The following is a 21,444-nucleotide window of genomic DNA, read 5'->3' on the forward strand; positions in this document are numbered from 1 at the left end:
CCCGCGGCCTCAGCCGTGCGTGAAGTGCGCCGGGCGCTTGTCCACGAAGGCGGTCATGCCCTCCTTCTGATCGGCGGTCGCGAACACCGCGTGGAACAGCCGCCGTTCGAAGCGGACGCCCTCGGTGAGGGTGGTCTCGAAGGCCCGGTTCACGGCCTCCTTGGCCATCATCGCGACCGGCTTCGACATCCCGGCGACGGTCTCGGCCACGGAGAGCGCCTCGGCGAGCAGCTCGTCGGCCGGAACGATCCGCGAGACCAGCCCGGCACGCTCGGCCTCCTCCGCCCCCATGGTGCGCCCGGTCAGGCAGAGCTCCATGGCCTTGGCCTTGCCGACGGCCCGGGTGAGCCGCTGGGAGCCGCCGATACCGGGAATGACACCGAGCTTGATCTCCGGCTGCCCGAACACGGCGGTGTCGGAGGCGAGCAGGATGTCGCAGAGCATCGCGAGTTCGCACCCGCCGCCGAGCGCGTAGCCGGAGACGGCCGCGAGCGTGGGCGTACGGACCTGCCCGAGCCGGTCCCAGGCGGTGAACCAGTCCGAGAGGTACATGTCCATGTAGCTCCGCGGCCGCATCTCCTTGATGTCCGCGCCCGCGGCGAAGGCCTTCGCCGATCCGGTCAGCACGATGCAGCCGACGTCCGGGTCCCGGTCCAGTTCCTCCGCGGCGGCCACGACCTCGGTCATGACCTGGAGGTTGAGGGCGTTGAGGGCCTGCGGCCGGTTGAGGGTGAGCAGGGCCACCCGGCCCTTGCGCTCCAGCAGGATGGTCTCGTAGCTCATGCGGGCGTTCCGTTCTGCGGTCGGAGGGTGCGGACGATCGCCGAGAAGTCCAGGGCGGCGCCCTCTCCCTGCGCGAACGCGGCGTACATCTCGGCGGCCTTGAGGCCGAGCGGCGCGTCCACGCCCCCGGCCCGCAGCGCGTTGGCGGCCAGGCCCAGGTCCTTGGCCATCAGGGGCGCGGCGAAGCCGGGGCGGTAGTCGCGGTTGGCGGGACTGGCCGGGACGGGGCCGGGGACCGGGCAGTTGACGGTCAGCGCCCAGCACTGGCCGGACGCCGTGGAGGCCACGTCGTAGAGGGCCTGGTGATCCAGCCCGAGGCTCTCGGCCAGCACGAACGCCTCGCTGACGCCGATCATCGACACGGCGAGGATCATGTTGTTGCAGATCTTCGCGGCCTGTCCGGCGCCCGCCGTCCCGCAGTGCACGGCCTTCCTGCCCATGGCGTCGAACAGCGGCTCGGCCAGGGCGAACTCGTCCGCCCCGCCCCCGGCCATGAAGGTGAGCGTGGCGGCCTCGGCGCCCATCACCCCGCCCGAGACCGGCGCGTCCAGCGCCCGGTGCCCGGCGGCGAGGGCCGCCTCGTGCGCCGTCCGGGCGTCGGCCACGTCGATGGTGGAGCAGTCGACGAACAGGGTTCCGGGCCGGGCGGCCGCGAGCAGCCCCTGCTCCCGGTACAGGGCGAGCACGTGGCGGCCGGCCGGCAGCATCGTGATCACCACATCGGCCGCGGCAGCCGCGCCCGCGGCCGAAGCGGCCGGCTCGACACCGGCCGCCGCGGCGGCCGCCGTCAGCTCCGGGACGAGGTCGAAGCCGAGGACGCGGTGCCCGGCCTTGGCCAGGTTGGCGGCCATCGGGCCGCCCATGTGGCCGAGTCCGATGAAAGCGACGGTACTGGTCACCAGGCGACCTCCTGAGACGATGCGGACGCGGCGAGGCGCAGTTCGTGCTCGCCGAGCGGGGCGAAGAACCGGTCCACGTCCGCCGGGCCCACCGCCTCGAGGGTGGCGGGGGACCAGTGCGGATCGCGGTCCTTGTCGATGACCTGGGCGCGGATCCCCTCGACGAGGTCGGCGCAGGACAGCGCGGCGCGGGAGACGCGGTACTCCTGCTCCAGGACGCGCTCCAGCGGGCCGAGCCGGCCGGCCCGGCGCAGCGAGGCCAGGGTGACCTTCACGGCGGTCGGGGACTTCGCCAGCAGGGTCGCGGCCGCGTCCCGCGCGGCGGGGATCCCCGTCGCCAGCAGCCTGCGGACGATCTCCTCGGCGGTGTCCGCGGCGTAGCAGGCGTCGATCCACTCCCGCGCGGCGGCGAGGTCACCCGGCGGGGGCTGTCGTACGTGGCGCTCCAGCGCCCCGTGCACGGAGCCGGTGGCCAGGTCGCGGGCCAGGTCCGGCAGCGCCGCCGACGGTACGAAGTGGTCGGCCAGGCCACACAGGAGGGCGTCGGCGGCGCCGACGGCGGCCCCGGTGAGGGCCAGGTGGGTGCCCAGCTCGCCCGGTGCGAGGGCCAGCAGGTAGGTGCCGCCCACGTCGGGCACGAAGCCGATGCCGGTCTCGGGCATGGCCACGCGGGTGCGTTCGGTGACGATCCGTACGGTGCCGTGGGCCGAGACCCCGACCCCGCCGCCCATCACGATCCCGTCCATGAGGGCCACGTACGGCTTGGGGTAGCGGGCGATGCGGGCGTTGAGGCGGTACTCGTCGCGCCAGAAGTCCGCCGAGGCGGTGCCGCCCGTGCGCGCGTCCTCGTGGATGGCGCGGATGTCACCGCCGGCGCACAGCCCGCGTTCCCCCGCGCCGTCGATCACGACGGTCTCCACGGACGGGTCGTCGCGCCAGGCGGCGAGCGCCTGGTCGATGCGCAGAACCATGGGGTGGGTGAGGGCGTTGAGGGCCTTGGGGCGGTTGAGGGTCACATACGCGGCGTGTCCCTCGGTGCGCAGCAGGACGTGGTCGTGGTCTTCGGGGGAGTCGTGGTTCATCGCAGGGTCTCCGTCAGTCCGCGCGCGACGATGACGCGCATGACCTCGTTGGTGCCTTCCAGGATCTGGTGGACCCGCAGGTCGCGGACGATCTTCTCGATGCCGTACTCGCTGAGGTAGCCGTAGCCGCCGTGCAGTTGGAGCGCGCGGTCGGCGACCGTGTAGCCGGTGTCGGTGGCGAACCGCTTGGCCATCGCGCACAGCCGCGGAGCCAGCGGATCGCCGGCGTCCAGGGCCTGCGCGGCCTGCCTGACCAGGGCGCGGGCCGCGGCCAGTTCCGTCGCCATGTCGGCGAGCCGGAACTGCAGCGCCTGGGCGTCCAGGAGCCGCCCGCCGAAGGCCTCGCGGTCGGCGAGGTACGACAGGCTGCGGTCCAGGGCGGTCTGGGCGCCGCCGAGCGAGCAGGCCGCGATGCCGAGGCGGCCGCCGTTCAGGCCGTTCATGGCGATGCGGAAACCGTCGCCCTCGGCGCCGAGCCGCCGGTCGGCGGGGACGCGCACCGCGTCCAGGACCACCTGCCGGGTGGGCTGCGCGTTCCAGCCCATCTTCCGTTCGTTGGCCCCGAAGGAGACCCCCGGGTCCTCGCGTTCCACGACGAACGCGGAGATCCCGCCGGGTCCCGCGGCGCCGGTGCGCGCCATGACGACGTACACCCCGGCGGCCCCGGCACCCGAGATGAACTGCTTCACGCCGGTCAGGACGTAGTGGTCGCCGTCCCGTTCGGCGCGGGTGCGCAGGGCGCCCGCGTCGGATCCGGCGCCGGGCTCGGTCAGGCAGTAGCTGCCCAGGGTCTCGGCCGAGCACAGCCCGGGCAGCCAGCGGCCGCGCTGGGCGGCGTTCCCGTACCGGTCGACCATCCAGGCGACCATGTTGTGGATGGACAGGTATCCGGCGATGGAGGGGCAGCCGGTCGCGAGGGTCTCGAAGACGAGGACCCCGTCGGCCCGGCCGAGCCCCGAACCGCCGTGCTCCTCGCGGACGTAGACCCCGCCCAGGCCGAGGGCGGCGGCCCGGCGGATGACGTCGACGGGGAAGTGCTTGTCCTGGTCCCAGGCCACGGCGTGCGGCGCCAGCTGCTCCTGCGCGAAGTCGAGGGTGACCTCGGCGAGGGCGAGCTGCTCCTCGGTGAGGGTGGTCACGGCGCTCATCCCATCGTGGGGATGGTGAAGCTCGCGCCCTCCTTGACCCCGGAGGGCCAGCGCGAGGTGACGGTCTTGGTACGGGTGTAGAAGCGGATCGAGTCCGGGCCGTGCTGGTTGAGGTCCCCGAAGCCGGAGCGCTTCCAGCCGCCGAAGGTGTGGTAGGCCACCGGGACGGGGATCGGCACGTTGACCCCGACCATCCCCGCGCCCACCCGGCGGGTGAAGTCCCTCGCGGTGTCGCCGTCGCGCGTGAAGATCGCCACGCCGTTGCCGTACGGGTGCTCGGTGGGCAGCCGGAGCGCTTCCTCGTAGTCGGCGGCCCGTACGACGCTCAGCACCGGGCCGAAGATCTCCTCGCGGTAGATCCGCATCTGCGGGGTGACGCGGTCGAAGAGGGAGGCGCCGGCGAAGTAGCCGTTCTCGTGTCCGGGCAGGGTGAACCCGCGCCCGTCCACGACGAGTTCGGCGCCCTCGGTGGCGCCGATGCCGACGTAGCGGTTGACCCGGTCGAGGGCGTCGCGGCTCACCAGCGGGCCGAAGTCCGCCTCGGGGTCGTCGGAGCGGCCGATGCGCAGGGCGGCGATCCGCTCCGTCAGCTTCGCGACCAGGGCGTCCGCGGTCTCCTCGCCGACCGGAACGGCCACGGCGATGGCCATGCAGCGTTCCCCGGCCGAGCCGTATCCGGCGCCGATCAGGGCGTCGACGGCCTGGTCGAGGTCGGCGTCCGGCATCACGATCATGTGGTTCTTGGCGCCGCCGAAGCACTGGGCCCGCTTGCCGTGGGCGGCGGCGGTGGCGTAGATGTGCGCGGCGATCGGGGTGGACCCGACGAAGCCCAGGGCATGGACGCGGGGGTCTTCCAGGAGGGTGTCGACGGCTTCCTTGCCGCCGTTGACCACGTTGAGCACGCCCGGCGGCAGCCCCGCCTCCAGGAAGAGCTCGGCGAGCCGCAGCGGGACCGAGGGGTCGCGCTCGGAGGGCTTGAGGATGAAGGAGTTCCCGCAGGCCAGCGCGGGCGCAGCCTGCCACAGCGGGATCATCGCGGGGAAGTTGAAGGGGGTGATCCCGGCGACCACGCCCAGCGGCGCGCGCAGGGAGTGCACATCGATGCCGGAGCCCGCGTTGTCGGTGAACTCGCCCTTGAGCAGGTGCGGGATACCGGCGGCGAACTCCACCACCTCCAGGCCGCGTTGCAGGTCGCCGTGGGCGTCGGCCACGGTCTTGCCGTGCTCGGCCGACAGCAGCCGGGCGATCGAGTCCCTTTCTCCCTCTACCAGCTGGAGGAAGCGGAGCAGGACGCGGGCGCGGCGCTGGGGGTTCCACGCGCCCCACTCGGCCTGGGCCCGCTCGGCGTCCGCGATGGCGGCCTCGGTGTCGGCGCGCCCGGCGAGCGGGACGCGGGCCTGGACGGCGCCGGTGTTGGGGTCGTAGACGTCGGCGAAGAGGCCGGACGCGCCGGTCGTGTGCTTTCCGCCGATGAAATGGGTGAGTTCACGGACCATGGGAGCCTGCTCTCGTCAGGTGGATCCGGGGATGGCACGGCAGACCGGCGCACGTGCCCGGTGGGGCACGCCGCTGCGGAAGGCCGTGGGAACTACGAGCGCGCGGAAAGGTGTGCGCGCTCCGCCGGATCACCAGGGTCGTGGGTACAAACCGGTGCCATGCGTGTCTGCTCCATCCTCGTGGACAACACGGAACGTTCCGCGGCCGGTATCCTGACTCCCGGATCCCCGCGTGCCGCCCGCCTTCCCGACAGCCCTCGTCAGTGGCGTGTGGATGGCAGCACACTCCCCGGTCACAGTGGCGGGACCGTGCCGGTTTCTCACCGGCTTCCCTGCACCGCGGACCTTGTGCCCACGAACATATAGTTGGACGTCCTAGTAAGTCCACCCCCCTCGCTCGACGCCCTTTGGACGGACCGGTTCCGTACATCCCGTTCCAGCCAGAATGAGGCGATACACCGGATCGGTGTGTTTGGATGACTTCTCAACTCGACTGCGAATGAGGGTGTTTGCGAAGGCGGGGAGGGAGCCGTGGCCGGTAAACCGGTTCCGCGCGCCGTGGAGGTCGACGGGTATCCGATGGTCGCCGTGACGGCACGCGAGTACGAGGGCCTGATCGCCGCGCGCCGCCAACTGGGCGCCCAGGTCGCCAGGCTGCGCACGACCAAGAGCGCTCTCGTCGACATCCTGGAGCTCGCCGAGGCGCTGGGCGCTGCCCTGGCCGACCGGATGCTCCCCGGGGAGGCGCCCGGCGCCGACGCGGCCGAGCCCGACGCGTCGGAGCTGCTGGGGGAGGCCCACCGGCGGATCGACCGGGCGCGGCGGATCACCGGAGTGGGCGGGGCGGACGCCCCGCGCACCGCGGCCCGGCCGGACGGCCGGCGCTAGAACGAGGTCCAGGTGAACGCCACCTGGTCGCCGGCCTTCAGCTTGAACTGGCAGCCGCCCACCGGAGTCGGGGTGCCGTTGACGGATATGCTCCAGTACGCCGAACCGCCGCCGCTGACCTCCTTGATGGTGTCGACCGAGAAGTCGTCGAAGGACGCGTACCAGGTGCCGTCCCAGCCGAAGTAGTTCAGGCGGGCGGCGTCGTCCAGCGCGGCGGTCGGGGTCGGCACGGGCGTCGGGTTCTGGCCGCCGTTGGTGCCGTCGCACTTGTGCGTGCCGCCGGTGGCCGTGGTGACGTCGTGCCCCTTGGACGTGATCTTGCCCTTGAACAGCAGCCCGTCCGGGCCCTGCACGGTCAGGCTCACCCTGACGGGCTTGTTCGTGTGGGGCGCCGGCGCGGCCTGGGCCGCCGCGGGCGCGGTGGCGAGGGCGAGCCCGAGAACGGCTGCGGTGACGAGGGCTCTGCGGGCGAGGGTCTGGCGCATCGAATGCCTTCCTGGCGTGGGTCACGGTCCCGCGCCGGTGGCCCGGCCGCACCGTCGGCGCCGTGACGCGTCCGGCCCGACCGGCGGGCAGGACCGCCGGGCGCGCCGGAGGCTCAGGGCTTCGTGCTGCAGACCATGACAGGGGGAAGCGGTACTCGCCGTGCGGTGGGCACTCCGGCTCGCGGCGCCACGCGCCGCACACGGTTGCAGGTCAGCGCCGGATTCCCACCGGCTTCCCCCAGTCACACAGCGATTCAGTTGTGACTCGGACGCGTGTCCGAGCAGACGCATCGTATGGCCCCGCGGACGCGGCTGCCAGCACCTTCTGCCGGGCCCCGACCGCGGCGGAGCGGAACGTCACGTTTCTGTTTCGGGCCGCACGGGGATGAACCCCGCCCGCGGGAGCCGCGTGGCTCGGGTGTCCGAGCTGTATGCCGATGCCGCGGCCGCCAGGGCCGGGCCGACCGCCGGGGGCCTCCGCCATGTTCCAGCACCGTGCCGCCAGGGCCGCTCTGACCGCCCTCGCCCTCACCCTCACCCTGGTCCTCGCCGCCACCGGCTGCGTCTCCCCGCGGCTGCCCGCGGACTTCGCCAACCCGGTCGTCCCGGGGCTCTGGACCCCCGACCGGATGGCGGGGGCGGCCCCCGCCGGCACCGCGGTGCCCGGCGATCTCGGTGCGGACGTGGACGTGACCGACCCCGAACCCGCCCCGGTCGCGGCGAAACCGGAGGCGACCTCCTACCACGACAACGCGGCCGTCGTCGGGAAGCTCTTCTTCGACACGGACGAAGGGCCGAGCGTGTGCTCCGCCACCGCCGTACGGGACCCCGCCCGCCCCGGCCGGTCCGGGCTGGTGTGGACGGCCGGGCACTGCGTACACGGCGGGGCGGGCGGCCGGTGGTTCCGCAACATCGTCTTCGTGCCCTCGTACAACAACGAGGGGCTGACCGGGGCGGCGCGGGCCCGGGCCGCCGAGCGGGCGGTGGCCCCCTTCGGAACCTGGTGGGCGGACCGGGCCGAAACCGCGCCCGAGTGGATCGCCCAGGGCGCCGCGAGCGGCGGTGGCGGCGCCCCGTTCGACTTCGCGGTCCTGCACGTCAGGCGCCCGGGTACCGGGGCCTCGCTGGAGGAGACCATCGGGGAGGCGGCGCCCGTCTGGTTCGGTGCGGCGTCGGCGACGACGATCCCGGCGATGGGGGCGTGGGGGTACCCGGCCGAGGCGCCCTTCGACGGGGAGCGGATGTTCTCCTGCACGGATCGCCCGGGCCGGCTGGCGGTCAGGCGCGGGCAGCCCGTCCTCTACCGCATCGGCTGCACCATGACCGGGGGGTCCTCGGGCGGCGGATGGTTCGCCCGCGACCCCTCCGGATCGGTTGCCCTGGTCAGCAACACCTCCATCGGCCCGGAGGGCAGCACCTGGCTGGCGGGCCCGAGGCTCGGAGAGCGGGCGCGGGAGGTCTACGCGGCGGCCGGCGACGCCTCCTGACCGGCGGTCAGCCCAGATCGTAGAGGCGGAACAGGCGCAGCCGGCCCGGGGCTTCGCCGTCGTCCGCCGTGGCCAGGGCGTCCCAGCAGCGTGCGGCCGCGGCGCGGGCGCGGGCGCCGGGCCAGGGCTGCGGGAGCAGCTCGGGGGGCAGCAGGGGGTCGGGTTCCATGGCGGTGGTGAAGGCCGCGGCCAGCTCGACGGCGTACGTCAGCCGCTCGGTCCCGGTGGGCGGTTCGGGGCCCGCCAGCCGGTCGAGGCGGGCCGCGGCGAGCGCGCCGAGCGCCTCGTGGCGCTCGGCGATCTGCCGGAGCGGCCAGAGCAGGGCGGCCAGCCGGGCCGGTTCGGTCTCCTCGCCGACCCGCAGGTCCCGGCTGGTCAGGCGGGTGAGCGAGGGCAGGACACCGAGGTGCCGGGCGTGTGCCTCGACGATGTCGCCGATCGCGTTGGCACTGACGTATAGCCCGCCCTGCAGGGGCGCCGCGCCGAGGTGGAGCAAAGCGTCGCGCAGGGCGTCGCGGGCCTGCCGCGCGGTCTCGGGGATGGCGAAGGCGAACAGGTGCCAGGTCCCGTCCCAGGGAGCGAGGCCCTGGTCCTGGCGGTAGGCGTGGCGGACGTACTCCGCGTCCGGGGCGATGGCGCCGGTGGGGTCCGCGGTGGCGTACAGCCGGGCCTTGCGGCCGCGGCCCTCCTGGGTGAACCGGCCCTCGGCGACGAGCCGTTTGACGCACAGCCTGACCTGCTGGTCCGTCATGCCGAGCGCCTCGGCGACGGCGTACAGCTCGCCGCCGTCGACGGTGCCGTCCTCGCGGACGAGGCCGAACACCAGGGTCCGTGTCCCGATCCCGGTCTGGGCGGGTGCGGGCTCCGCCCCGGCCGAACTGTCCATAATTGCTCCTCGCGCTCTGCGAATGAGCATAGTACGGTCGAATCAGAAACGAGCGTTCTTGGTTCGATAGTTTTCTGTTCCGCCGACGTCGACGCCGAAGGGGCGAACCGATGACCACCCGACCCACGCAAGCCGGCTTGCCGCCCGGGACGGCCGCACCACGGCGCCTCTCCCACGTCGACGCCCTGCGCGGCTTCGCCCTCTGGGGCATCCTCCTGGTCAACATCACCTTCCTGGCCTCGGCCTACCAGGGCTCCGGAGTGGAGGAACCGGCCTTCCGCTCCGCCCTCGACACCGCCGTCCGCCTGCTCACCGTGGTCTTCCTCGAGACCAAGTTCTACCTGCTCTTCTCCTTCCTCTTCGGCTACAGCTTCACCCTCCAGCTGGCCTCCGCCGACCGCGACGGCGCCGCCTTCCTGCCCCGCTTCCTGCGGCGCTGCGCGGGCCTGTTCGTCCTCGGCATCGGCCACGCGGTCCTGCTCTTCCCCGGCGACATCCTCACCACCTACGCCGTGCTCGGCCTCGTCCTGCTCGCCGTGCACCGGATCCGGCCGCGCACCGCCGTGGGCACCGCCGTCGTCCTGCTCGCCGTCATAGCCGCCGGCTACCTGCTGCTGGCCTGGGCGGTCACCGCCGCCGGGGGCGGCGGCCTCGACACCGAAGCCGTCACCGAGCAGGGCCGCCAGGCCACCGAAGCGCTGCGCGGCGACGCCGCGTCGGTGATCGGGGCACACCTGCGCCAGCTGCCCGACATGGTGTTCGTCCTGGCCTTCTTCCAGGCACCGGCCGCCTTCGCCGCCTTCCTGCTGGGCCTGGCGGCCGGCAAGCGCGGGGTGCTCACGGACCCCGCCCGCCACGAGCGGTTCCTGCGCCGCCTGCAGTGGGTCGGCTTCCCCGTCGGCCTGGCCGGCGCCCTGGTCTGGGCGCACGCGACCCACGCGCACCCCGGTACGGCGTACCAACTGGTGGCGGTTGCCGTGGACGTGCTGACCGCCCCGCTGCTCGCCGCCGCGTACGCGGCCACGGTGCTGCGGACACTGGCCGGACCCCGGGGCCGGCGTCTGGAGGCGGCGCTGGCCCCGGCGGGGCGGATGACGCTGACCAACTACCTCGCCCAGTCCCTGGTGCTGGCCCTCGTGTTCACCGGCTACGGCGCCGCCCTGGTGGGCCGCCTCGCCCCCGCGTACGTCACCCTGACCGCGCTGGCCCTCTTCGCCGCACAGCTGGCCTTCAGCCGCTGGTGGCTGGCCCACCACCCGTACGGGCCGGTGGAGTGGGCACTGCGCGCCGTGACCCTGGCCCGGAAGCCGCGCTGGAAGGGGCGGGCGGACTGACCGCGCGCCGTGCTCCGCGTCCGGACAAGAGCCCGGCGGCGGCCCGCGGTTCAGCCCGCGGCGTCCCCCAGGGCGCTGTCGGGGATCCAGGAGCCGTGCACTCCGGCCGGCACCCGGTGGCGTGGCGCGGGCGGCGGGCACGAAGACCGCCTCGCTCGGCAGCCGGGCGTCACCGGCCTGGTGGATGCGGCGGGCGCCGGTGGTGCGGTCGTACTTGACGATCCCGTACCCGCCGAACCCCTTCTCGTCGGGGAAGGAGACGGCGTACTGGTAGCGGTTCTCGGCGCCCAGGTAGTCCTCGTTGAGGGTCGGGAACTCCACCGGCAGGTCGTCGATGATCTGCTCGTCGACGCTGCCGGCGGCCAGATCGACGACCCAGCGGCGGGTGTACGAGCGGGCGGCGGGCTCGCTGCCGCGGCCGGGGGCCCCGACCCACCAGTTCCAGGAGAGCCGGAAGCCCTCGCGGTCGACGGTGGGGCCTTCCAGGACGATGCGGCCCTGACCGTCCTCGTACGCGTTGGCCACGTGCAGCAGGCTGCCGGGCTCGATGGAGAGCCAGCGGACCCCCAGGGCGCTGTCGCCGCCTCGCGGCATGACACCGATGCGGGCGGGCTGCCGCTCGCTCCACCCGTACGGGATGCCGGAGTGCTCGGCCGGGTCGAAGGTGACGTTGCCCTCGACGAAGACCACTTGGCGGCGGGTGATGGCGAAGTCGTGCTTGAGGGCGGCCGTCGCGCCCGGGATTTCGGCGCTGTGGGTGATCGCACCCTTGGCGTCGGCGACGTAGTAGGTGAGGAAGGGCGGGAAGGGGGAGGAGCCGAAGAAGTGGAGCTCGCCGGTGACCGGGTCTTCCGCTCCCGCAGGTGCGGGAAGCAGCGGTAGGGGTCGGCGGCGAAGTCCTCGGACAGGACGCTGACATCGGGACTGGCCACGGGCATGGGGGGAGACCTCTCGGCGTGCGCGGTGCGGACGGAGCCGGGTCCCGTCAGAACCCGCCCGGGGGCAGGACGAGCGAACCGCGGTCCAGCTTGCGTCCGTTGCGCACGCGGAGTGCGGGCTCCGGGCGGGCGGCGCCGGTCCCGGGCGTGGTCGCGCCGAGCAGGGCCGGCGCCGGCGGGCACCGCTCGCCGCGGCCTCCGGTGAATGCATTCACGAAAGCCGGTTATTGGCCAAGACCTGTCGAATTAAGCCAGAGAAGTGTCCGGATCCATGAAATCCATACCTCCTGGAGTTCTCCTAGAGCCGCTCTGGTGTTCGCATTCGGAGAGGTGCGTGAGGGGTGAAACCAGGCAACTCTCCTGCTAAATTGCCGGATTTATGAACTGACGTTCGTGATAGACATGAAGAAATACGCGAGGCAAAGGGACTGGGCTCCCACCCCGCCGCACCCACCTCTCCTCCGGGACACGGCCGGACACCCCGAGCCCTCCCGTCGGCGTGTGAACGCACGCGCACGCCGCGAACCCACCCACCGACATCATCGACAGTGAGGGAAACACCGTGCCCGCACACCAGAAGCTCTACCTCCGCCCGTCCGTGGTGGCTCAGCCCCTGCTGCACCGCTGGTACGCGTGGCCCTACCTCCTGGCCCCCCACACCGGCGCGCTCAACCTCCGGGACCGCCTGCTGCCGATCGTGGACAGCTACTTGAAGGCCCCCCACCTCCACGACGCGGTCACCTCGGACCCCCACCGCTACGGCGCCCCCTTCCTCGACCCCGACGGCGCCACCCACGACGAGGTCCAGGCGGCGCGCGAGGCCATGGTCAAGGAAGGCCAGGCCAAGCTCCAGCTCGCCGACGACATAGACGAACTCCGCGCCCTGCTGCGCGAGAAGGCGCTCGGCGGCCCGATGGAGCCGATCTACCCCCTGGTCCCGGACTCCCTGCGCGGCCGGGTCGAGCTGGTCTACGACACCGCCCACCGGCCCAACTTCCGCTTCTTCGAAGCGCTGATGTACGACTCGCCGGCGTACGAGCGCGAGGGCCAGTGCGTCTCCCTCACCGCCGCGCCCAGCCCCCAGCCCTTCGTGTACAGCAGCCCCGTCCTCCCGCGCCCCGACCGCCTGGACATCCAGCTGCCCTTCGACTCACCGCTGTGGAACGACCTGTTCGGAGCGCGCCTCGAGCCCGTCGACGTCCCGGAGCTCGCGCAGCGCCTCGGGGTCGCCGACGCCGACCTCCCGGCGTTCACCGCCCTGTTCCACGACGCGCCGCCCGCCGAGCACACCCCGCCCGCGCCGGGAGACGTCCGGGTCCGCTACCTCAACCACGCGTCCGTGCTGATCGAGACCGGCTCCACCTCCGTCCTCCTCGACCCGGTCATCGGCTACACCGGCGACGGCCACGAGCACTACACCCTCGAAGACCTCCCGCGGCACATCGACGCCGTCGTCATCAGCCACTTCCACTCCGACCACTTCTCGCTCGAGACCCTGCTCCAGCTCCGCACCCGCATCGGGACGATCCTCGTGCCCCGGGCCTCCGGCGGATCGCTGCCCGACCCCAGCCTCAAGGCGATGCTCCAGGCCCTCGGCTTCTCCAACGTCCAGGAGCTCGCCGAGCTCGAGACCCACCGCGTGGCCGACCAGGTCGAGGTCACCGCCCTCCCCTTCGTGGGCGAGCACGCCGACCTCGACATCCGCACCAAGATGGTGCCCCTCGTCCAGGCCGGCGGCCGCAGGTTCCTCTTCGCCACCGACATCACCCCGCTCGAGCCCGCCCTGTTCGGCAATATCCGCGGCCTCACCGAGACCCCCCTCGACGCGCTGTTCATCGGCCTCGAATGCGTCGGAGCCCCGCTGAACTGGCTGTACGGCCCGATGCTGGAAGGCAAGCTCTCCCGCGAGCACAACAACGGGCGCCGGCTGAAGGGCAGCAACGCCGCCCAGGCCGACCAGCTCGCCCGGCAGCTGGGCGCCCGACACGTCTACGCCTACGCCATGGGCCTCGAACCCTGGCTCAAGCACCTCACCGGCTCCGAGTACGACCCCGAGGCCGAACCGGTGCAGCAGGCCGGCGTCCTCACCGAACTGAGCGCCGAACGCGGCATCACCGCCGAGCTCCTGCGCGGCCAGGCCGAGCGCACCTGGCCCGTCGCCGACCCGGCGCGGCCGTAGCCCGAGCGGCGGTCCGCACGCGTCCGCTCACTCGAGTGTGAATAGAGGGCGCTTCTATCTGTGCGGGCTAGGCTCTGTGAATCGAGAAATCAACAATAATTCGGCAGGGGACGCTTGTTGATGAACCATCACGATCCGAAGACCCTGACTTTCCTTTTCGAGGAATGCGCCAGAAGATTTTCGGGTCATACTGCCCTGGAATTCGAAGGCGAATTCTTGAGCTACGGCGAGCTCAATCGCCGGGCAAACAGACTGGCACACCATCTGCGGGACACCGGCGGAGTCCGCCCCGACGACCGCGTGGCGATCCTCGTCCGGAACCCCCCGGACGTGATCATCGCCATGCTGGCCACCCTCAAGGCCGGCGGTGCCTACGTCCCGCTGGACCCCGACAACCCGCCCGCGGTGACCCAGCGGATCGTCGAGGACGTGGCACCCAGGGCGATGGTGATCGAGTCGTCGGCGGCCGCCGGCGCGATGTTCTTCGACGGCGAGCTCTTCGTCCTGGACGTCATGGGCGGCGCCCTCGACACGCCGGACTCCGATCCCGAGCCGGCGGCCACGTCCTCCGACCTCGCGTACGTGGTGTACACATCGGGATCGACCGGGCGCCCCAAGGGCGTGGCCGTCGAACACCGGGCGATCGTCAACACGCTGACGTGGCGCAATTCCTACTACGGGTTCGGTCCGGACGACGTGACGCTGGCCATCCCGCGGCCGTCCTTCGACAGTGCCGTGGCGGACACCTTCTGCGCCCTCACCTCCGGTGCGCGTCTGCTCCTGCCGCGCCGGGACCGCATCACCGACCGGCGGTACCTGACCGGTCTGATGGAGGACCGGGACGTCACCCATTTCCTGATCACCCCGATGCTGTACAAGCGCCTCCTCGAAGGCATGGAAGCCCGGCGGCTGAAGTCCCTGCGGTGCGTCACGATCGCCGGTGAGTGGTTCACCTCGGGTCTGACCCGGGAGCACTTCCTGCGCATCCCGGAGGTGGAGCTGTACAACGAGTACGGTCCCTCCGAGAACGCGGTCTGCTCCACGGTCCACCGCCTCTCGGCCTCCGACGAGCGCGTGCTCATCGGCAAGCCGATCGACCGCACCGAGGCCTTCGTCCTCGACGAGGACGGCGCGCCCGTGGCGGCCGACGGCATCGGAGAGCTCCACCTGGCCGGGGCGGGCCTGGCCCGCGGCTACCTGGGCGACCCGCGGCTGACCGCGGAGCGGTTCTTCACGCCGGACGCGCCGCCGGCCGCCGGGAAGCGCGTCTACCGCACCGGCGACATCGTCCGGCAGCACGCGAACGGCGACCTCGAGTTCATCGAGCGCCGGGACGGCCAGGTCAAGATCCGCGGCCGCCGCGTCGAGCTGGGCCACGTGGCCCGGGTCCTCTCGCAGGACGCCGCGATCGGCCACGTCCACGTGCTGCGCCACGCCACCGACTCCGAGACGCCGCTGCTGCTCGCCTTCGTGCAGGGCGCCACCGGCCGCGACGTCGAACGGCTGGCCGCCGTCGCGCAGGAGAACCTGCCGGAGTACATGGTCCCGTCGGCGATCATCCCGGTCGACGCCGTGCCGCTCACCCGCCACGGCAAGATCGACGACAAGGCCCTGGTGGCCCTGTACGCGAACACCGTCGGCCAGGGCGCGACGGGCCCGGAGGCGACCACGGAAGCCGAGGCGGCCCTCCTGGAGATCTGGCAGGAGCTGTTCGCGCCCCTGCCGATCGGCCTGGACGACGACTTCCTGGACCTCGGCGGCGACTCCCTCAGCGTGATGGACCTGCTCTCCCGGGTGGAGACGCGGATCGGGGTCCAGCTCGACGTCTCGGACCCCTACACGGACCGGACCGTCCGGAGCCTCGCCCTCAACATCGAGAACCGACAGAACGACAAGGTGGGTACAAAGTGAGCAGGCAAAGCGGTACTGACTCCGTGTTCGGCGGTGTCGACTACGACGTGGTCATCGCGGGCGGCGGCCTGGCCGGGCTCTGCCTCGCCAAGCAGCTCAAGGACGCGCAGCCCGAGCTCTCCGTCCTCGTCTGCGAGCGCGAGCGCTCGCCGATCCCGCTGTCCGCTCACAAGGTCGGCGAGTCCTCGGTCGAGGTGGGCGCGTACTACTTCCACCACGTCCTCGGCCTGTACGACTACCTGGAGGAGAGCCACCTCGAGAAGCTGGGGCTCCGGTACTTCTACGGCGGCGGCTCGGGCCTCCAGGAGGAAGCCGAGTTCGGCGTCAACCGCTTCCTCCCGGCGAAGTCCTACCAGCTCAACCGCGGCTCCTTCGAGGAGCACCTGCGCGAGGTGGCGACGGCCGCCGGGGCCGAGCTGACGCAGGGCGTCAAGGTGCTCGACATCGAGCTCGGCGAGCAGGACGCCCCGCACCGGGTCACGTACCAGGCCGTCGACGAGGACAGCGAGCAGACGACCACCGTCACCTGCCGCTGGGTCGTCGACGCCACGGGCCGGCACCGGCTGCTCCAGCGCAAGCTCGACCTCACCAAGCGCTACCCCAAGCCCCACAACTCGGTCTGGTTCCGGCTCGAGGGCAAGCTCGACACCGACCAGGCGGTCGGCGCCGAGCACACCGCCTGGCACGACCGCATCACCGAACCGCGCTGGCAGTCCACGAACCACTTCATGTTCGAGGGCGGCTGGGTGTGGGCCATCCCGCTCGCCCCCAACCACACCAGCGTCGGCATCGTCGTCTCCGACGACCTCCACCCGGTCACCAAGTTCAACCGCATCGAGAAGGCGATCGACTTCGTCGCCGAGCGCGTGCCGGGCTTCGAGCCCGCCATCCGCGAACTGCCGGTGCTCGACTTCCGCGTACTGAAGAACTACAGCCACTCCTCGCAGCAGGTCTTCTCGCAGGACCGCTGGGCGTGCGTCGGCGACGCCGCGGTCTTCGCCGACCCCTACTACTCCGTGGGCTCGAACCTGATCGGCTACGCCAACAGCTTCGTGACCGAGATGGTCGGCCGCGACGTGAAGGAGTCCTTCGACGAGGGCTTCGTACGGTACGCCAACCGCTGGTTCCTCTCGCTCGCCGAGGGGCTCACCCTGAACATCCAGGGTTCCTACGCCTTCCACGACAACGCCGTGATCATGTCGTTGAAGACGATCTGGGACTACTACGTCGGTTGGTCCTTCTCCGACCCGCAGTTCTACGGCAAGACCTTCCTGGACGAGTCGGCGAGCACCACGCTCAGCGCGCTCGGCGCGCACGCGGTGGCCACCCAGGGCACCATCATGAACCTCTTCCAGGCCTGGTCGCGCAATTACAGCGGCGTCTTCGCGTTCGACTACATCGACTACTACGACGACGTGCCCACCCTCGCCCGGCTCTTCGAGCAGAACCTGCCGGGTGACGCGATACCCGCCTTCGGCACGGTGCTCGCGAGCGTGCGCGACGGCCTGGAGCGCATCGAGGAGCTGGCCCACGTCATCTTCTACCTCGCCCTCGAAGACGCCCTTCCCGAGCGGCTCGAAGAGATCCGCTCGCGGGGCTGGCTCAACGTCTCGGCCCTGAGCCTGGACCCGGAACGCTGGGAGCAGGACGGGCTGTTCGCGCCCAAGAGCCGCCCCCGGCTCGACGAGGTCGAGGCCCTGGAGAAGGAGCTGCGGGCCCTGTACCGCAGCACCTCGGCGCCCGCCGGACAGTAGGAACCGCGGCGCCCGCCCACCCGGGGCGAACACCCGGGTGGGCGGGCGGGTACCGTCCCCGCGACGGACCTCTTTTCCGCATCTTGAGTTTCAATCCAGCGGTGCTTGAGCGGTGTTGCGGCCCCTCGGGCGCTGTCGTAGCGTCAAGTGCACTGCATGCCCCCGGCGTCGGAGCCGGCCCAGGTGGGCGACCCGCATGTCACCACCGTCGCGGCCGCACCCGAAGAGCAGCCCCGCTCCACCGCCCCTTGTTCAGCAGCCGGTGCGGCCCCACTCGCGTGCGCCGGCCGGAAACACCTCCCGAAGGGCTCATCGCGTTGCGTCACTCATCGACATCGGCTGATTCGATCTACCCGCGGCCGCTCGAGGCCTACGGATGGTCCCCCGAACTCGACGACCAATTCGCCTCCGCCGCCGACGGCTCGTGGGTGCCCGGCCGGGTCATCCGGGTCGACCGGGGCCGCTGCGACGTGGTCATCGCCGACGGCGACACCGAGGTGACCGTCGTCCACGCCGACACGGGCCCGGTCGCGGACCCCGACCCCATGAAGATGCCCTGCACGGGCGACTGGGTGGCGGTCCGGGTCAGCGCGGCCGGCACCTATGTCCAGGCGCTGCTGCCGCGGCGCACGGCGATGGTCCGCTCCAGCGCCTCGCAGCGCTCCGAGGGCCAGGTGCTGGCCGCCAACATCGACACCATCGGCGTCGTCGTGGCCCTGGACACCGAGCCCGACCTCGGCCGGATCGAGCGGTTCCTCGCCCTCGCGTGGGAGAGCGGAGCGCAGCCGGTGCTGGTCCTCACCAAGTCCGACCTCGCGGAGGACGCGGACGGCGTCCGGCAGACGGTCGAGCAGGCCGCGCCCGGGGTCGACGTCCTGGTCGTCAGCGCCACCACCGACGACGGCATGGACATCCTCGCGGCCGTCCTCACGGGCACGAGCGTCCTGGTCGGACAGTCGGGCGCGGGCAAGTCCACCATCGCCAACGTACTGCTGGGCCGCTCCGTGATGGAGACCCGGCAGACCAGGAGCGACGGCAAGGGCCGCCACACCACCACGACCCGCGAGTTGATGCCCCTGCCCGGCGGCGGCGTGCTGATCGACACGCCCGGTATCCGCGGCGTGGGCCTCTACGACGCGGCCGACGGCCTCCAGCAGACGTTCTCGGAGATCGAGCAGCTCGCCGAGGACTGCCGGTTCGGGGACTGCTCGCACGTCGCGGAACCCGGCTGCGCGGTACAGGAGGCCATCGAGGACGGCATGCTGCAGCAGCGCCGCCTGGACAGCTACCACAAGCTGATCCGAGAGAACCAGTGGATCGCCTCGCGGAGCGATGCCCGCCTGCGCCAGGACCGCCTCAAGGCACTGAAGAAGCAGGGCCAGGAAGGCATGGCCAACATGATCGCGAAGCGCGGCTGACGCGAGGCGACGGCCCGGCCGGACCACCGGGCGCCCGCATCGCGGGCCGCCCGGCGCTCCGGCCCGACAAGTGCATGGGCACCCTGTGGTGTCAGCGGTGACCCGCGTACCGGCCCGGCCACGGCCCGCCGGTGCGCGGTCCGTTCGCGTCCCACCTCGGTGACGGGTGTGCCCGCACGTGCCCGATGCGGTGTTCCAGATCCATGGCGGTCCCTGCGCCCTGGAGAACACCGCTTGGCCGACGGGCAGTTGTCTTCATTCGTCCTCGAGCAAGGAAATGTGTCCATGACGTCCGACTCTGTTGTGCCCGCCACCACGATCCGCCCCCGCCGCACGTCCGCCGAGCGCTCCGCGCCGACCCGCGCCAGACTCGCGCTGACCGCGTCGGCCGCCGACGGCCTGGCCAAGGTCTCCGGCGGGCGCCCCCTGGAGGAACTGGTCGCCCTCACCGCGGCGGCGGCAGTGGTGGTCGGTGCGGCGGAGCACACCGACGAACCGGTGGTGGCCGTGTCCGGCCCCGCCGGGCCGGTGCTGTCCGGGATCGGGCTCGCCGCCCGGTCCACCGTCGGCGACCTCATCCGGGCCGCCGACGCCTCCCTCCGCTCGGCGCCCGCGGTGGCCGACGCGCGGGCAGAGCTCGCCGGCGCCGTGCTGGTCCGCTCGGCCCGCGTCGGCGCCGCCCCCGCGGCCGGTGCCGCCCCGCAGGACACCGTCGAGCTGGTACTGACCGAGGCCGGTGCGGACGGCGTACGCGAACTCCTCGCCGAGGCCGGACCGGACCGCGCCGAGGCCTGGTTCCTCGACGTCCTGCTGCGGTCGCTGTCCCGTGTCCTGGCCGGGTTCAACGATCCGCACGGCCCCGCCGCCGCGCTGCCCACGGCCGCCGCGGACGACGTGGCGACGGCCACCGCGCTCGGCCGGCGCGGCTTCGCACCGCACAACACCCCCACGACGCTGACGGCGCCGATCGAGGCGGCGGCCCGCGCGAACCCGGACCGCACCGCCGTCGTCGCCGGCGCCCAGACCCTGACGTACCGCGAGTTCTGGCAGGCCGCGCAGGCCGTGGCCGCGCGCCTGCACACGGCGGGCATCGGGCGGGGACACCGGGTGGGCGTGCTCACCGGCAAGACGGTCCACGCCGTACCGGCGATCGTCGGCACCCTGCTCGCGGGCGCCGCCTACGTGCCGCTCGACCCCAGGTCACCCGCCGCCAGGCTGGCCGAGATCCTCGACGACGCGGACTGCGCCGCCGTCCTCGCCGCGTCCGACCTGCTCGCCGGGCTGCCCGCCGGCCTCACCGCCCCGGTCATCGACATCGAGGCCGCGGCCGCCGGCCCCGCCGCCGAGCCCGGGACGGTCCGGTCCGCTCCGCTCCCGGACGACCTCGCGTACGTCGTGTACACCTCGGGCTCGACCGGCAGGCCCAAGGGCGTCGAGGTCCGGCACCGCGCCATCGCGAGCTATGTGCACTGGAAACTGCGCAACCACGGGTTCGACCTCGACACCAGGCTCCTGCAACTGCCGTCGCTGGCCTTCGACAGCTCGGTCGCCGACCTGTTCCCGGTGCTGGCCTCCGGCGGGCGCCTCGTCCTCGCGGACACCCACCAGCTGCTGCCGCGCCGGCTGGCCGAGCTGGCGGAGGAGCACCGCGTCACCCACCTGACGACCGTACCCAGCCTCTACCGGGTCCTGCTGGGCGAACTCCCGCGCGCCGCGGCCTCACTGCGCGCGATCACGGTCGCCGGCGAGGCCACGACGCCCGATCTGGTGCGCCGCCACCACGAACTGCTGCCCGCGGTCAGGCTGATCAACGAGTACGGTCCGACGGAGTGCTCGGTGGGCGCGACCGCCTTCGACCACGGCACGGCCGCCGGACCCGGCTTCCCGATCGGGTGGCCCATCGCCAACACCGTCGCCACCGTGACCGGCGCCGACGGCCGGGTCCTGCCGGCCGGATTCGTCGGAGAGCTCAGGCTCGCGGGACACGGCCTCGCCGACGGCTACCGCAACCGGCCGGAGCTGACGGAGTCGGTGTTCGTGGCCGACGCCGAGGCGCCCGGCGGACGGAGCTACCGCACGGGCGACCTCGTCTGGTGGCGACCGGACGGCATGCTGGAGTTCACCGGGCGGGCCGACGACCAGGTGAAGATACGTGGCCACCGGGTGGAGCCCGGTGAAGTGGAGAGCGTGCTGGGCCTGCTGCCGGGCGTCCGCCAGGCCGCGGTCGCCGTGGTGAGCGGCCCCGACGGCGCTCCGGCGCTGGCGGCCTGGCTGGAAGCCGTGGACACCACGGCGGAGGAGATCAGGGCGCACGCCAATGCCGCACTGCCGCCCGCGATGGTGCCGACCTCCCTCACGCTGATCGACGCGCTGCCCCGGATGGTGAGCGGCAAGATCGACCGCGGCGCCCTGGTGCGCCTCGCCGAGACCGCCGCCGCCCCGGCCCCGGCTCCCTCCCCGTCGCCGGCGGCGGGAGGCGACGGACTGGAGGCGAAGGTCGGGGCGATCTTCGAGGACGTGCTCGCCGCCGGCCCGATCGGTCCCGACGCGGACTTCTTCGACGAGGGCGGGCACAGCCTGCTCGCGATCTCCGTGATCGACTCCATCGAGAAGCAGCTGGGCGTGAGCGTGGACATGGGCGACTTCTTCGCCACCCCCACGGTCCGCGAGGTGGCCGAACTGGTCCGCAAGGCCGAGCCGGCCCACGCGGCGTAACCGCACCGACCCGCCAAACACAGTGCCCCGGGGCTTTCGCC

16 protein-coding genes, 1 pseudogene and 2 riboswitches are annotated in these 21,444 nt (G+C 72.4%); of the genes and pseudogenes, 8 read left to right on the forward strand and 9 right to left on the reverse strand.

The features are described 5' to 3' along the window. Positions 1-9: 9 nt before the first annotated feature. Genes ACFWP3_RS12385 through ACFWP3_RS12405 form a run of 5 tightly spaced genes read right to left on the reverse strand, consistent with a single transcriptional unit; the run spans position 10 to position 5,408 of the window. The gene (locus ACFWP3_RS12385; RefSeq protein ID WP_384219346.1) at positions 10-783 is read right to left on the reverse strand and encodes an enoyl-CoA hydratase; all 774 of its coding nucleotides are present in this window, start codon (positions 781-783) and stop codon (positions 10-12) included. After that, positions 780-1,682 carry a 3-hydroxyisobutyrate dehydrogenase gene (mmsB, locus tag ACFWP3_RS12390; protein WP_384219349.1) on the reverse strand — a complete coding sequence of 301 codons (903 nt, stop codon included), beginning with the start codon at positions 1,680-1,682 and terminating at the stop codon, positions 780-782. The genes ACFWP3_RS12385 and mmsB overlap by 4 nt, the downstream gene beginning before the upstream one ends. Continuing rightward, entirely contained in the window at positions 1,679-2,764 is a 1,086-nt protein-coding gene (locus ACFWP3_RS12395; RefSeq protein ID WP_384219351.1) for an enoyl-CoA hydratase/isomerase family protein, read from the reverse strand. Before ACFWP3_RS12395 ends, mmsB begins: the two co-directional genes overlap by 4 nt. Beyond that, entirely contained in the window at positions 2,761-3,912 is a 1,152-nt protein-coding gene (locus ACFWP3_RS12400; protein WP_384219354.1) for an acyl-CoA dehydrogenase family protein, read from the reverse strand. Before ACFWP3_RS12400 ends, ACFWP3_RS12395 begins: the two co-directional genes overlap by 4 nt. Further along, positions 3,909-5,408, reverse strand: coding sequence for a CoA-acylating methylmalonate-semialdehyde dehydrogenase (locus tag ACFWP3_RS12405; RefSeq protein ID WP_384219356.1), 1,500 nt, complete (start codon positions 5,406-5,408; stop codon positions 3,909-3,911). The genes ACFWP3_RS12400 and ACFWP3_RS12405 overlap by 4 nt, the downstream gene beginning before the upstream one ends. A gap of 185 nt (positions 5,409-5,593) precedes the next feature. Further along, a riboswitch (cobalamin riboswitch) is annotated at positions 5,594-5,780 on the reverse strand. A 159-nt stretch (positions 5,781-5,939) separates the two neighbouring features. On the opposite strand from ACFWP3_RS12405, the gene ACFWP3_RS12410 reads away from it, so the two are divergent. Next, a complete protein-coding gene (locus tag ACFWP3_RS12410; RefSeq protein WP_384219359.1) occupies positions 5,940-6,296 on the forward strand; it encodes a hypothetical protein in 357 nt (118 codons plus the stop codon). Here the strand turns inward: ACFWP3_RS12410 and ACFWP3_RS12415 are convergent. Beyond that, complete coding sequence (locus tag ACFWP3_RS12415) at positions 6,293-6,781, reverse strand: DUF4430 domain-containing protein (RefSeq protein WP_384219361.1); 489 nt, start codon at positions 6,779-6,781, stop codon at positions 6,293-6,295. The two genes, ACFWP3_RS12410 and ACFWP3_RS12415, sit on opposite strands and share 4 nt — an antisense overlap. 146 nt (positions 6,782-6,927) lie before the next feature. Beyond that, positions 6,928-7,066, reverse strand: a riboswitch (cobalamin riboswitch). Between the two features lie 197 nt (positions 7,067-7,263). Between ACFWP3_RS12415 and ACFWP3_RS12420 the strand changes: the two genes are divergently transcribed. Further along, on the forward strand, positions 7,264-8,268 hold the full coding sequence (locus ACFWP3_RS12420) for a trypsin-like serine peptidase (protein WP_384219363.1): 1,005 nt from the start codon (positions 7,264-7,266) through the stop codon (positions 8,266-8,268). Positions 8,269-8,275: 7 nt separating this feature from the next. Here ACFWP3_RS12420 and ACFWP3_RS12425 read toward each other — a convergent pair whose 3' ends face one another. Further along, entirely contained in the window at positions 8,276-9,154 is an 879-nt protein-coding gene (locus tag ACFWP3_RS12425; protein WP_384219365.1) for a PaaX family transcriptional regulator C-terminal domain-containing protein, read from the reverse strand. Between the two features lie 110 nt (positions 9,155-9,264). Here ACFWP3_RS12425 and ACFWP3_RS12430 point away from each other — a divergent pair, with 110 nt between their 5' ends. Continuing rightward, complete coding sequence (locus tag ACFWP3_RS12430; RefSeq protein WP_384219368.1) at positions 9,265-10,488, forward strand: DUF418 domain-containing protein; 1,224 nt, start codon at positions 9,265-9,267, stop codon at positions 10,486-10,488. Positions 10,489-10,665: 177 nt separating this feature from the next. Here ACFWP3_RS12430 and ACFWP3_RS12435 read toward each other — a convergent pair. Together ACFWP3_RS12435 and ACFWP3_RS12440 are read right to left on the reverse strand one after the other, a co-directional pair. Then, positions 10,666-11,364: pseudogene (locus ACFWP3_RS12435) on the reverse strand (carotenoid oxygenase family protein); the annotation flags it as partial. A gap of 109 nt (positions 11,365-11,473) precedes the next feature. Then, positions 11,474-11,641 carry a hypothetical protein gene (locus ACFWP3_RS12440; protein ID WP_384219370.1) on the reverse strand — a complete coding sequence of 56 codons (168 nt, stop codon included), beginning with the start codon at positions 11,639-11,641 and terminating at the stop codon, positions 11,474-11,476. A 347-nt stretch (positions 11,642-11,988) separates the two neighbouring features. On the opposite strand from ACFWP3_RS12440, the gene ACFWP3_RS12445 reads away from it, so the two are divergent. From ACFWP3_RS12445 to ACFWP3_RS12465, 5 genes are all read left to right on the forward strand, one after another. Further along, positions 11,989-13,605 carry an MBL fold metallo-hydrolase gene (locus ACFWP3_RS12445; protein WP_384219373.1) on the forward strand — a complete coding sequence of 539 codons (1,617 nt, stop codon included), beginning with the start codon at positions 11,989-11,991 and terminating at the stop codon, positions 13,603-13,605. 120 nt (positions 13,606-13,725) lie between these two features. Further along, complete coding sequence (locus tag ACFWP3_RS12450; protein WP_384219375.1) at positions 13,726-15,516, forward strand: amino acid adenylation domain-containing protein; 1,791 nt, start codon at positions 13,726-13,728, stop codon at positions 15,514-15,516. Then, positions 15,513-17,270, forward strand: coding sequence for an NAD(P)/FAD-dependent oxidoreductase (locus ACFWP3_RS12455; RefSeq protein WP_384219377.1), 1,758 nt, complete (start codon positions 15,513-15,515; stop codon positions 17,268-17,270). The genes ACFWP3_RS12450 and ACFWP3_RS12455 overlap by 4 nt, the downstream gene beginning before the upstream one ends. Positions 17,271-17,587: 317 nt before the next feature. Beyond that, positions 17,588-18,688 carry a ribosome small subunit-dependent GTPase A gene (gene rsgA / locus ACFWP3_RS12460; protein ID WP_384219379.1) on the forward strand — a complete coding sequence of 367 codons (1,101 nt, stop codon included), beginning with the start codon at positions 17,588-17,590 and terminating at the stop codon, positions 18,686-18,688. A gap of 285 nt (positions 18,689-18,973) precedes the next feature. Continuing rightward, entirely contained in the window at positions 18,974-21,403 is a 2,430-nt protein-coding gene (locus ACFWP3_RS12465; RefSeq protein WP_384219382.1) for an amino acid adenylation domain-containing protein, read from the forward strand. Positions 21,404-21,444 lie beyond the last annotated feature (41 nt).

Origin of the sequence: Streptomyces sp. NPDC058525 (assembly GCF_042719495.1) — a bacterium.
Classification (GTDB): Bacteria; Actinomycetota; Actinomycetes; order Streptomycetales; family Streptomycetaceae; genus Streptomyces.